Source organism: Kitasatospora sp. NPDC058406 (genome assembly GCF_042722765.1).
Lineage (GTDB): Bacteria > Actinomycetota > Actinomycetes > Streptomycetales > Streptomycetaceae > Kitasatospora.
Window position 1 is genome coordinate 21,756 of record NZ_JBHXKE010000095.1, and the last position, 11,121, is coordinate 32,876.

Annotated in this window: 13 protein-coding genes; 10 read left to right on the forward strand and 3 right to left on the reverse strand. The window is 74.6% G+C overall.

All coding sequences use genetic code 11. From position 1 onward, the window contains the following. Positions 1–41 precede the first annotated feature (41 nt). Complete coding sequence (locus ACFWOG_RS20100) at positions 42–587, forward strand: hypothetical protein (protein WP_329951419.1); 546 nt, start codon at positions 42–44, stop codon at positions 585–587. A 16-nt stretch (positions 588–603) separates the two neighbouring features. Here the strand turns inward: ACFWOG_RS20100 and ACFWOG_RS20105 are convergent, their stop codons facing one another. Both ACFWOG_RS20105 and ACFWOG_RS20110 read right to left on the reverse strand, forming a co-directional pair. Further along, a complete protein-coding gene (locus ACFWOG_RS20105) occupies positions 604–1,959 on the reverse strand; it encodes a hypothetical protein (RefSeq protein ID WP_380359984.1) in 1,356 nt (451 codons plus the stop codon). A gap of 182 nt (positions 1,960–2,141) precedes the next feature. Beyond that, on the reverse strand, positions 2,142–2,576 hold the full coding sequence (locus ACFWOG_RS20110) for a hypothetical protein (RefSeq protein WP_355409052.1): 435 nt from the start codon (positions 2,574–2,576) through the stop codon (positions 2,142–2,144). A gap of 200 nt (positions 2,577–2,776) precedes the next feature. Between ACFWOG_RS20110 and proC the strand changes: the two genes are divergently transcribed. The 3 genes from proC to ACFWOG_RS20125 all read left to right on the forward strand — a co-directional run bounded on the left by proC (position 2,777) and on the right by ACFWOG_RS20125 (position 5,593). Next, a complete protein-coding gene (gene proC, locus ACFWOG_RS20115) occupies positions 2,777–3,604 on the forward strand; it encodes a pyrroline-5-carboxylate reductase (RefSeq protein ID WP_329885545.1) in 828 nt (275 codons plus the stop codon). Positions 3,605–3,634: 30 nt separating this feature from the next. After that, positions 3,635–4,285 carry an HAD family phosphatase gene (locus ACFWOG_RS20120; protein ID WP_329885544.1) on the forward strand — a complete coding sequence of 217 codons (651 nt, stop codon included), beginning with the start codon at positions 3,635–3,637 and terminating at the stop codon, positions 4,283–4,285. Positions 4,286–4,387: 102 nt separating this feature from the next. Then, complete coding sequence (locus tag ACFWOG_RS20125) at positions 4,388–5,593, forward strand: MFS transporter (protein WP_380359987.1); 1,206 nt, start codon at positions 4,388–4,390, stop codon at positions 5,591–5,593. Positions 5,594–5,636: 43 nt separating this feature from the next. Here the strand turns inward: ACFWOG_RS20125 and ACFWOG_RS20130 are convergent, their stop codons facing one another. Next, positions 5,637–6,128 (reverse strand): MarR family transcriptional regulator, encoded by a 492-nt coding sequence (locus ACFWOG_RS20130; protein ID WP_329951424.1) that lies wholly within the window; start codon positions 6,126–6,128, stop codon positions 5,637–5,639. Between the two features lie 91 nt (positions 6,129–6,219). On the opposite strand from ACFWOG_RS20130, the gene ACFWOG_RS20135 reads away from it, so the two are divergent. The 6 genes from ACFWOG_RS20135 to ACFWOG_RS20160 all read left to right on the forward strand — a co-directional run bounded on the left by ACFWOG_RS20135 (position 6,220) and on the right by ACFWOG_RS20160 (position 11,026). Beyond that, positions 6,220–6,615: an HGxxPAAW family protein gene (locus ACFWOG_RS20135; protein WP_329951425.1), complete on the forward strand. Its 396-nt coding sequence runs from the start codon at positions 6,220–6,222 to the stop codon at positions 6,613–6,615. Positions 6,616–6,684: 69 nt separating this feature from the next. Next, positions 6,685–7,881, forward strand: coding sequence for an acetoin utilization protein AcuC (locus ACFWOG_RS20140; protein WP_329951426.1), 1,197 nt, complete (start codon positions 6,685–6,687; stop codon positions 7,879–7,881). Between the two features lie 275 nt (positions 7,882–8,156). Further along, entirely contained in the window at positions 8,157–8,366 is a 210-nt protein-coding gene (locus ACFWOG_RS20145) for a helix-turn-helix domain-containing protein (protein ID WP_329885539.1), read from the forward strand. A gap of 189 nt (positions 8,367–8,555) precedes the next feature. Continuing rightward, a complete protein-coding gene (locus tag ACFWOG_RS20150; RefSeq protein ID WP_003948845.1) occupies positions 8,556–8,654 on the forward strand; it encodes a 30S ribosomal protein bS22 in 99 nt (32 codons plus the stop codon). Between the two features lie 233 nt (positions 8,655–8,887). Next, positions 8,888–10,009, forward strand: coding sequence for an NAD-dependent epimerase/dehydratase family protein (locus ACFWOG_RS20155; RefSeq protein ID WP_329885538.1), 1,122 nt, complete (start codon positions 8,888–8,890; stop codon positions 10,007–10,009). Between the two features lie 6 nt (positions 10,010–10,015). Further along, a complete protein-coding gene (locus tag ACFWOG_RS20160) occupies positions 10,016–11,026 on the forward strand; it encodes a lysophospholipid acyltransferase family protein (protein WP_329951427.1) in 1,011 nt (336 codons plus the stop codon). Positions 11,027–11,121: the final 95 nt, after the last annotated feature.

Here is an 11,121-nt window from a genome sequence, read left to right on the forward strand (position 1 = left end):
GCTCCTCCGCCGTTCCGGGGCGCCGGGTGATAATCGGCCGTGTGACCGAGGAATCCGCCCCCGCCCCCCAGCCCGCCGGCGACCGCACGCCCGCAGGCGCCCCCGAACCGGAGCCGATCCGCTGGTTCGGCACCAGCTGGGTCGACCACGACGGCGGCTACCGGATCCGCCGGATCCTGGTGCCGGTCGGCGCGCTGCTCGCCGCCGCGGCCGCCGCCTTCGTCCTGCGCCTCGCGGTCGACGGCATCCGGATGTCCGACAACGGCGGCTTCCTCAACGGCCTGCTGGTCGCCGCCGTGGCGATCTGCTCGCTGCTCTCCGCGCTGCGCACCTGGAAGGTGCTCACCGAGGGCAAGGACCGGCTGACCGGCTGGATGGCCGAGGAGAAGTCGCTCGGCGTGGTCTGGATCATCGGCGGGGTCGGGGCCCTGCTCGCCTACGCCGCCCGCGGTCTGGTCGAGGCGCCCGGCGAGGCCGTCCACCGGGCCGACTACGAGCGGGCGCTGACCCGCCACGAGCGGCGCCGGTCCGGGCGCGGCGGCCGGCCCGGCCCGAAGGGGCCGGTCCGGGCCAGGCGCAGGCGCTGACCGCCGGCGGGGCCGTTCAGCTGCGGGTGATCGTCCCGCATTCGCCGTCGTCCTCCGTCAGGTCCTTGCTGCGGTCGTACGGGTCGCTCGACGTCCCGCTCGGTGCGGGCTCGGGTCCGGTGGCGGCGGCGAACTGGTCGAACTGCGGGTGCAGGTAGCCGTCGTAGACGTCGCACGCGCTGTTGCCGATCTCGGTCCTGCTGCTGAGAGTCAGCTTCTTCGGGTCCACCCGGTACCGCGCCGGGTCGTGGAAGCGGAAGGTGTCCACCTTGCGGACCACGGTGCGGGTCGTCCGGGTGTCCCCGGCGACGTCCGCGGCCGGTACTGTCCAGCCCACCGGCCTGGGCGCGCCGCCGCCCGTCGCGGGCGGGGCCGTCGGGCGCGGGGTGGCCGGCTTCGGCGGGGGCGAGGCGGCCCGCCGGGCGGCCTCCGGACCGGGGCGCAGCGCGTAGACGTAGGTGAAGTCGGCGCGCACCAGCACCCCCTTGGCGCCGTCGCCCTCGACCGTGATCAGGCCCTGGAGCTTCACGGTGTCGCCGACCGGTACGGCCTCGGCCGGGTCGAAGCGGCTGAACCAGTGCGTCGGGTCCGTGTCCACGGAGGGCCTGGTCAGCGCGGCGTCGGCCGCGTCGCGCTCCTCCCGGTCCAGGAGGGCCAGTGCCGCCTCCGGGCGGGCGCCGGCGATCACCTTCGGGTCCAGGTTGGCCGCCGCCAGGTAGTCCTTGACCAGCTTGACCTGGGCGGCGACCTGCGCGGCGTCGAACACCCCGATGGCCGGCGGGGTCTCCTTGGGCTCGAACACCGTGATGTCGGTCGGCCAGCCCTCGGCGGGGGAGCCGGCCCACGGGTGGTCGACGGTCGGGCGCTGCTCGGCGACGGGGGAGGGCGCGCCGGTCGGCCGGGCCGTCTCCGGTGCGACGGTCGGGACGGCGGTGGGCACGGACGAGGCGGTGGTCCCGTCGGAGCCGAAGCGGGTCGAGTACCAGGACCGCAGGCCGTCGACGTTCAGCGCGGCGAGCGCCAGGGCGACGGCGAGCACCACGAACATCGGCGCCCGCCACTCCGGCCGACGGCGCGGTCGGGGACGGCCCCAGGCGTCGGCCGGCCGCGGACCGCGGCCGAACCGCTTCCGGGCCCGGGGGCCGTCGTTCACGGAGCGGCGGCCGCCGGGGTCGACCGGCGGGGTGTGTTTCCACTGGGCGGCGAGCATCCGGGTGCGGCCCGTCTGCTCCTTCACGGAGGCACCCTTGACGAACTCCTCGTCGAGGACGAGGTCGGCGAACGGGTCCTTCCCGTCCGCCCCGGACGGGGTGGTCCCGTCCTGGTCCCGGCCCTCGTGCGGGCGCGGTTCTGGATCTTCGGCGATCGGCATCGCGCCAGTATGTCGACGGGGTGTGACGTTCGTCCGATCGGGGGCACCCCGGCCGGTGAACCGGAGTGCGCCGTCCGGGGACCGGCCCGGCCCGTCGCCCGTCCGGACCGGCCCCGTCGTCCGTCCGGGCCGCCCCCGCGCCGCCGCCCCGCGTCCTCCGGCCCCGCGTCCGCCGCCCCCGCTCAGCCCTTGCCGCGGGCCCGCTTCACCGAGCCGACCACGCCCGCGACGGCCAGCAGCAGGCCGGCCGGCAGCAGCGAGAGGAAGAAGGCCTCGAACACGCCCGCGTCGCCGAGGAACAGCTGCGCCAGCGTGTTCAGCAGGAGCAGCCCGCCGGCCGCCGGCAGCGCCGACTGCCACGGGTGCTCGGCCGCCCACCGGGCCAGCCGCCGGTCGGTGGTGTCGCGGCGCAGCTGGCCGCCGACCGCACCGACCAGGAAGAAGAAGAACAGGCCCCAGCCGGCCGGATCGGCCAGCATGCTCAGCGACCAGTCCCCGGAGATCGCGTCGATCCCCAGGGCCGTCGCCCCCACCACCGCACCGACTCCCGCGGCGGTCCGCCACGGGCCCACTGTCGCCGCGGCGACGGCGACCTGCCGGTTCTCACGTCGGGACATCTCTCCGTGTGCCATACCTCCACGGTGCGCCCGGGCCCAGCGCCGGGCCATAGGGGAGAACCCGGAGTTTCGCCCTAGGGGGCGCCCCCGGGCCCGGCGCCCGCGGACCCCGGACCCGTGCCTTCCGCAGGGTGGACGGTCCCGCCGCCGGCGCGTACGCGGTGCGAGGATGGCCGCGGTACCGGAAGCAAGGAGTGGCCATGGCCGGCAACACGGAGCACGGACAGAAGATCGCCTTCCTCGGCACGGGCAAGATCGGTGAGGCGCTGCTCTCCGGCCTGCTGCGGGCCGGGAAGGACCCGGCGGACGTCCTGGTGACCGCCCGCCGTCCGGAGCGGGCCGAGGAGCTGGCCGCCCGGTACGGGGTCGGCGTGGTGGGCAACACCGAGGCCGCCAAGCTCGCCGACACCCTGATCCTGGCGGTGAAGCCGCAGGACATGGGCACCCTGCTGGACGAGCTGGCGCCGCACGTCGGACCGGACCGGCTGGTGATCTCGGCGGCGGCCGGCATCCCCACCGAGTGGTTCGAGGCACGACTGGCGGCCGGTACCCCGGTGGTCCGCGTGATGCCCAACACCCCGGTCCTGGTGGACGAGGGGATGAGCGTCATCTCCGGCGGCTCGCACGCCACCGAGGCGCACCTGGTGCGGGCCGAGGAGATCTTCCGGTCGGTCGGCAAGGCGCTGCGGCTGCCCGAGGCCCAGCAGGACGCGGCGACCGCGCTCTCCGGTTCGGGTCCGGCGTACTTCTACTTCCTGGTCGAGGCGATGACCGACGCGGGCATCCTGCTCGGGCTGCCGCGCCAGGTGGCGCACGACCTGATCGTGCAGTCGGCGATCGGCGCCTCGATCATGCTGCGGGACTCCGGCGAACACCCGGTGAAGCTGCGCGAGGCGGTCACCTCGCCGGCCGGCACGACCATCGCGGCCATCCGCGAGCTGGAGAACCACGGGGTGCGGGCGGCCCTGCTGGGCGCCCTGGAGGCGGCCCGGGACCGCTCCCGGGAGCTGGCCTCCGGCGGCAAGTAGCCGCCGGGCGGGCCCGGTAGGCTCGAACGCGTGGCCTACGAACTGGTGATCTTCGACAACGACGGCGTCCTGGTGGACAGTGAGCCGGTGTCCAACCGGCTGCTGGCCGAGTACCTGACCGAGCTCGGTTACCCGACCACGATCGAGGACTCCTACCGGGACTTCATGGGCACCGCCGCCCACCGGGTGCACGACGTGATCGCCGAGCGCCACGACGGCGCGCGGCTCCCGGACGGCTTCGACGAGCTGTTCCACGGCCGGGTGTTCGACGCCTTCGGCACCGAACTCGTGGCCGTGCGGGGCGCGGAGACGCTGCTGAAGGAGCTTCGGCAGCGCTCCGTGCCGTACTGCCTGGCCTCCTCCGCGCACCACTCCTGGATCCGCACCGCGCTGGACGTCACCGGCCTGCGCGGGGAGTTCCCCGAGGAGCGGATCTTCAGTGCCCAGGACGTCGGGGTCGGCAAGCCCGCGCCCGACCTGTTCCTGCACGCCGCCCGCACCCTCGGCGTCGACCCGGCCGCCTGCCTGGTCCTGGAGGACAGCCCCAACGGAGTGCTGGCCGCCCGCGCCGCCGGCATGGACGTCTACGGCTACACCGCGCTCACCGACCCGGCGAAGCTGCTCGCCGCCGGTGCCACCGGTCTGATCGCCGACCTGGCGGAGGTCCCCGGCCTGCTCTGATGCGGCCCGTGTCCCGGAACCGCTGCGCGACCCCTCCCGCGATCGCCCGTCACGGCCTACGCTCTCGCCACCACTGTCGTACCGGCCGGTAGCGAGGTTGATGTGCGTTCCGAGAGTGCCGCGGTCACGCCGCGGCTCCGGGCCGGCCGCGCCGCGCTGGCGGCGGGCTTCCTGCTCCAGGGCGTCACCTTCGCCCTGCTGGTCACCTGCATCCCGGAACTCCAGGACCGGTACGGGCTGAGCGACGCGCTGCTGCCGGTCTTCCTGGCCGCGGTGCCGGTGTTGGCCGGGGTGGGCTCGATCGCCTCCGAGCGGCTGGTCCGGCGGACCGGGGCGCGGGCCGTGCTGCGGGTCGTCCAGCCGGCCGTCTGCGTCACCCTGGCCGCCGCCGGGTCCGGCGACACGCTCTGGCAACTCGCCCTCGCGCTGGGCGCGTTCGGCCTGCTGGTCGGGGCGCTGGACGCGAGTATGAACATGCTCGGGGTCGGCCTCCAGCACCGCTACGGCCGGTCGGTCATGCTCGGCTTCCACGCGGCGTTCAGCCTCGGCGGGATCCTCGGCGCCGCCGTCGCCGGCCTGGGTGCGCACGCCGGCCTCGGCCTGCCGGTGCTGTTCGGCACGGCGGCCGGGGTGATCGCCCCGCTCGCGGTGCTGGCCGGCACCCGCCTCGCCGGGCCGGCCGAACTCGGCGACGCCGTCCGCGAGGCCGCCGAGGCCGCCGCCCGGGCCGTTCCGTGGCGCCCGCTGCTGCCGCTCTGCCTGGCGATGGCCTTCGCGTACATCGCCGACGCCTCGGTCTCCAACTACAGCGTCAAGTACCTGACCGACGGCCTGGGCAGCCCGGAGGACGTGGCCAAGCTCTCCTACCTCGGCTACATGGTCGCGATGCTGTTCGGCCGGGCGCTGGGCGACCGCGCGGTGCAGCGCTGGGGCGCCGTCCCGGTGGTCCGGTCCGGCGCGGTGCTGGCCGCGCTCGGGTTCGCGCTGGCCGCCGTCGCACCCGGCGCCCGGGTCGGGATCGCCGGGTTCACCGTGCTCGGTCTGGGGATCTGCGCGATCATCCCGCAGGTCTTCGCGGCCGGCGGGCGGCTCTTCCCGGCCGGCTCGGACGCCGCGGTGGCCCGTCTCAACCTCTTCAACTACGTGGGCTTCCTGGTCGGTTCGCCGCTGGTCGGGGCGCTGGCGGACGCGAGCTCGTACCGCTGGGCGCTGCTCGCGCCGATGCTGCTGGTGCTCGCCGTGCTGCCGCTCGCCGACCGCTTCGCCCCGGCCCCGGTGGCCCCCGACGCGGTCGCGGCCCGCGTCTAGGCCGTTCCGCGCGGCCGCGCCCGTCACCGGCCGCGTGGCGGGCCTAGCGCCGGTCCCCGCCCTCACGGACCTCGTCGAGCGACTCGCGCAGCAGCCCCTTCGCGCGGGTGAACCAGTCGGCGAGCACCGCGACCTCGTCCGCGGTGTAGTCGGCGAAGAGGCGGTTGATCCGCTCGTAGAACGGTCCGTAGACCTCCAGGATCCGGGCCTGGGCGCTGCTGTCCAGCACCACCCGGACCCGGCGTCGGTCGCCCGGGTCCGCCTCGCGCCGGGCGTACCCGGCCCTCTCCAGCCGGTTGAGCACCCCGGTCACCGCGCCGGTGGTCAGCTGCGCGCGTTCGGCGAGGTCGCCGGCCGCCAGCGACTCGCCGGCCAGGGCGGCCTCCATGACGAAGCCCAGACAGGTGAGGTCGGTGACGTTGAGCCCGAGCCGCGAGGCGATGTCCTGCTGGCCGAACTGCGCGAGCGCGATCATCCGGTCCATCGCATAGAGCGCCTGCTCGGCCGTCGCCTGCGGGCGCGGCTTGCCCTCCACGGGGTATCTCCTTAGTATCTAAGTTACTTAGCTCGTGAGATAAAACGTCCGAGTGGATGCGGACCGCACCCATCACACCAAACGAGGAGACATGGGCGCACACGGAGATCACGACATGGGCCACACCGTGGCCGGCTGGACCGGGACCGCGATCGTCGTGCTCGGATCCGCCGTCGCGGGCGTCGCCCTCATCGCCGGGTCGGCCCCCGGGCTCTGGGCCGGCGCCGGCCTCACCGTGCTCGGGGCCCTCGCCGCCTGGCTGCTCCACCTCGCCGGCCGGGGCAAGGCCACCGGGCCGCGCCCGCCCGGCCGCCGGCACTGGCGCACCCCCGACCCCGACGCCCGCCGGGGCCACCCCGACTGCCTCGGGTGCCGGCTGGCCGGCCGCCGCCCGGACCGGGCCGCCGCACCCGCGACCGCTCCCGCCGCCGCGCCCGTTCCGGCGGCACCGCCCGTCGGGGCGCGCGCCGGCCTCCCTCGCGGCTGACGTCCGTACCACCGGCGTTCAAGGGCCCGTTGCCCGGCCGCACCGGCCTCACCCACTACGGTGGAGGCCATGCCCGAAGCCGAGCGCGTCACCCCCTGCGGCCTGCACCTCTTCTGGGACGAAGCGGTCACCGCGTACGACTTCGGCCCCGGCCACCCCATGGACCCTGCCCGGCTCTCGCTCACCATGCGGCTGGTGGAGTCCCTCGGCCTCGACGGCGGTCCGGGCGTCACCGTCCGGTCCGCGCCGCCCGCCGGTGAGTCGACCCTCCGGCTGGTGCACACCGCCGCCTACGTCGAGGCGGTCAAGCACGCCGCCGCCCACCCCGACGAGCAGGACCCCCGGCACGGGCTCGGCACCGACGACAACTGGTCCTTCCCGGCCGTCCACTCCGCCTCCGCGCTGATCGCCGGGCAGTCGGTCGCCGCCGCCGAGGCCGTCTGGCGCGGCGAGACCCCGCACGCCGTCAACTTCGCCGGCGGCCTGCACCACGCCATGCCCGGCAAGGCGTCCGGCTTCTGCATCTACAACGACCCGGCCCTCGCCATCGCCCGGCTGCTCGAACTCGGCGCCGAGCGGGTCGCCTACGTCGACGTCGACGTCCACCACGGCGACGGCGTCCAGGAGGCGTTCTGGGACGACCCCCGGGTGCTCACGGTCTCGCTGCACGAGCACCCCGCCACGCTCTTCCCGCAGACCGGCTGGGCCACCGAGACCGGCGGGCCCGGCGCCCCCGGCTCCGCGGCCAACCTCCCGCTGCCGGCCGGCACCGGTGACTCCGGCTGGCTGCGCGCCTTCCACGCCGTGGTGCCCGAACTGATCGCCGCCTTCCGGCCGCAGGTCCTCGTCACCCAGCACGGCGCCGACACCCACCTGGAGGACCCGCTCGCCCACCTCGCCGTCACCGTGGACGCGCAGCGGCTGATCGCCGAGGAACTGCACGCGCTGGCCCACGAGCACGCCGACGGCCGCTGGATCGCCCTCGGCGGGGGCGGCTACGCGGTCGTCGACGTCGTACCGCGGACGTGGACCCATCTGGTCGCGACCGCCGCGGGCCGGCCCGTCGACCCGGTCACCGAGACTCCGGAAACATGGCGGGCGGAGGTTTACCGGCGGACCCGGCGTCCGGCCCCGCTGCGGATGACCGACGGCGCGCGCCCGGCCTGGCGCGACTTCGAGGCGGGATACGATCCGGCCGACCGCCTCGACCAGGCGATCCTGGCCACCCGCAGGGCCGTCCTGCCGCACCACGGACTGCTGCCCTGACCTGCGGCGTCGGCCGCGGCGGCGGCCCGCGCCGCTGAACGGCCGCCCCCGGTTGTGAAGGGCCGGTGCCGGACCGGGGCCGTGCGCACGACCACTGGTGCAGACCGCCGATCGGCTACGTACTGCAACGGGCTTATCCCTCACCGTACGACGACTGCGCTTCTCCCTCTTCCCACTGGTACCACCCATAACTACTCTGGGGATACACGTGTGCCGGTGGAGTCACCGGAGGGGAAGCCGGTGCCTTGCACACGGGTAAGGGTCGGGTGATGGTCATGAGTTCCGGCGAACGCCCCTTGCAGGACGTCGTCTTCCTGACCGTGGCCGAAGTGGCCGCGGTCATGCGGGTCTCCAAGATGACGGTCTACCGGTTGGTGCACAGCGGCGAACTGCCGGCCATCCGGGTCGGCCGGTCGTTCCGGGTGCCTCAGCAGGCAGTGCACGAGTACCTCAAGGACTCCTACGTGCGGCTCGAAAGCGCGTAGGACAGTCCGGCGGAGCGGGGCCCACAGCCGGTGGGCCCCGCGCCCGTTCGCCTCGGATTCGCCCCGAGTTTGCCCGTCCCGGGGAGCACGATTACGGCCCTGGGCGAGTGGACGGTAGGCTAGGCCGTCCGTCAGTCGTATGGACTCCGTCTCTCACGGGCGCGAGTCTCAGTGAGCGAGGGTTGTTCCGTGGGCTCTGTCATCAAGAAGCGTCGCAAGCGTATGGCCAAGAAGAAGCACCGCAAGCTTCTGAAGCGGACGCGTGTTCAGCGTCGCAACAAGAAGTAACGCCTGAGCTTGTGAGCTTCCCCGCCTCGGCGGGGGTGACCCCACGACGAGGGTCCAGCGACGCAACGAAGTATCCCCCCGCTCCGGCGGGGTTCAGGCGTTCCCCCGCCCGTCCAGGCCCTCGTGGCCTGGGCGGGCGGTGTCGTTTCACGGCCCGCCACGGCGGCGCGGTACGGTGCACGCAGGCCGCCCGGGCCGAGGAACGGGCGGGCGTGGAAATGGGGTGCAGCGCTGTGGGAACGGTCGTGCTCGTCACCGGCGTGGCCCGGCACCTGGGCGCCCGTTTCGCCGCCGAGCTGCGCCGCAGGCCCGGGGTGGACCTGGTGGTCGGCGTGGACGTGCAGCCGCCCCGGCCCCCGCTGCGGGCGCTCGCGGAGCCGGACGGGCCCGCCGCGCCGTACCGCTTCCACCAGCTCGACCTGCGCCGCCCCGCCGTGGCCCGGGTGATCGCCGAGCACGGGGTCGACACCGTGGTCCATCTCGCGGTCAGCGCCACCGGGCTGGGCTCCACCAACCGCTCGTCGGTGAAGGAGTCCAACGTGATCGGCACCATGCAGCTGCTCGGTGCCTGCCAGAAGGCGCCGGGTGTCCGCCGGCTGGTGGTGAAGTCGACCACCGGCGTGTACGGCTCGGCGCCGCGCGACCCGGCGGTGTTCACCGAGCGCACCCAGCCCAGGAACCTGCCGGGCGGCGGCTTCGCCAAGGACGCGGTCGAGGTCGAGGGCTACGTCCGCGGTTTCGCCCGGCGCCGCCCGGACGTCGGGGTGACGGTGCTGCGGTTCGCCAACATCGTCGGCCCGGCCGCCGACACCCCGCTGACCGACTACTTCGGGCTCCCGGTGCTGCCGACCGTTCTCGGCTACGACCCGAGGCTCCAGTTCGTCCACGAGGACGACGTGATCGAGGTGCTCTGCCGGGCCGCGTTCGCCGCCGAGCCGGGCACCGTCAACACCGGTACCTTCAACGTGGCGGGGGAGGGCGTCCTGCTGCTCTCCCAGTGCGCCCGCCGGCTGGGCCGGCCGACCCTGCCGCTGCTGCTGCCCGCGATCAGCTGGTTCGCCGGACTGGCCCGGCAGACCAGGCTCGTGGACGTCTCGCCCGAGCAGCTCCGGCTGCTCACGCACGGCCGGGTGGTGGACACCACGCGGCTGCGGGAGACCTTCGGCTACCGTCCGGCGTTCACCACCCCGGAGGCGTTCACCGACTTCGCCGCGGCGCAGTCGCCCGGCCTGCTGCCGCCCGAGCGGCTGGCCGCCGTCACCGACGGCGTGGCCGCGCTGCTCGGCCCCGAGCGCCCGGGGCACGGCCGGGCCGCACCGGAGAGTCCCGCCCGCCCGCACCGACCCAGGAGCTGAACCCGCATGAGTGCCGCCGCCGAGAACGCGCCGGGCGAGGCGAAGGTCATCCCGATCGAGTCCGCCCCCAGCTGGACCGAGCCGCCGGTCGGCCCCGGCCTGGCCGACCGGGTCGCCGAGACGGTCGGCGGGGCACTGGCCGGGCAGCTGGGCCCGGCCGCCACCCGGCTGTTCGGCAAGGGCTGGGAGTCCCGGGCCGCCGACGGCCTGGCCTTCCTGCGCCGCCGGATCACCGGCGACTACGAGGTGGACGAGTTCGGCTTCGACCGGGAGCTGACCGAGGAGGTCCTGCTCGGGCTGCTGCGGCCGCTGGCCGAGAAGTACTTCCGGGTCGAGGTCCGCGGCGTCGAGAACATCCCGGCCGAGGGCGGCGCGCTGATCGTCGCCAACCACTCCGGCACGATCCCGCTGGACGCCCTGATGACCCAGGTGGCCATACACGACCACCACCCGCACCACCGGCACCTGCGGATGCTCGCCGCCGACCTGGTGTTCGTCCTGCCCGGCATCAACGAGCTGGCCCGGAAGGCCGGGCACACGCTGGCCTGCAACGAGGACGCCCAGGCACTGCTGGAACGGGGCGAGCTGGTCGGGGTCTGGCCGGAGGGCTTCAAGGGGGTCGGCAAGCCGTTCTCCGAGCGGTACAAGCTGCAGCGCTTCGGCCGCGGCGGCTTCGTGTCGTCCGCGCTGCGGGCGCGGGTGCCGATCGTCCCGTGCTCGATCGTCGGGGCCGAGGAGACCTACCCGATGATCGGCAACTTCCGGACCCTGGCCCGGCTGCTGGGCCTGCCGTACGTACCGATCACGCCGACCTTCCCGTGGCTGGGGCCGCTGGGGGCGGTCCCGCTGCCGACCAAGTGGATCATCCAGTTCGGCGAGCCGATCGCGACCGACCGGCACCCCGTCGAGGCGGCGGACGACCCGATGCTGGTCTTCGACCTGGCCGACGAGGTCCGGGAGACCATCCAGCACACCCTCTACCAGCTGCTGGTGCAGCGGCGTTCGGTGTTCTTCTGAGCGCCGCTGAGCTCCGCTGAGCGCGGCCCCGCCGGGCGGAGGCGCCGTCCCTCCCGGCGGGGCGCCCCCGGGCCTCGGCCGGGAGGGACGGCGCC

Excerpts from the sequence above, each read along its gene's own strand:
- ACFWOG_RS20160 (WP_329951427.1), top strand. The coding sequence starts at position 10,016 with ATGAGTGCCGCCGCCGAGAACGCGCCGGGCGAGGCGAAGGTCATCCCG.
- ACFWOG_RS20140 (WP_329951426.1), top strand. The coding sequence starts at position 6,685 with ATGCCCGAAGCCGAGCGCGTCACCCCCTGCGGCCTGCACCTCTTCTGG.
- ACFWOG_RS20105 (WP_380359984.1), bottom strand. The coding sequence starts at position 1,959 with ATGCCGATCGCCGAAGATCCAGAACCGCGCCCGCACGAGGGCCGGGAC.
- ACFWOG_RS20145 (WP_329885539.1), top strand. The coding sequence starts at position 8,157 with ATGAGTTCCGGCGAACGCCCCTTGCAGGACGTCGTCTTCCTGACCGTG.
- proC (WP_329885545.1), top strand. The coding sequence starts at position 2,777 with ATGGCCGGCAACACGGAGCACGGACAGAAGATCGCCTTCCTCGGCACG.
- ACFWOG_RS20110 (WP_355409052.1), bottom strand. The coding sequence starts at position 2,576 with ATGTCCCGACGTGAGAACCGGCAGGTCGCCGTCGCCGCGGCGACAGTG.
- ACFWOG_RS20135 (WP_329951425.1), top strand. The coding sequence starts at position 6,220 with ATGGGCGCACACGGAGATCACGACATGGGCCACACCGTGGCCGGCTGG.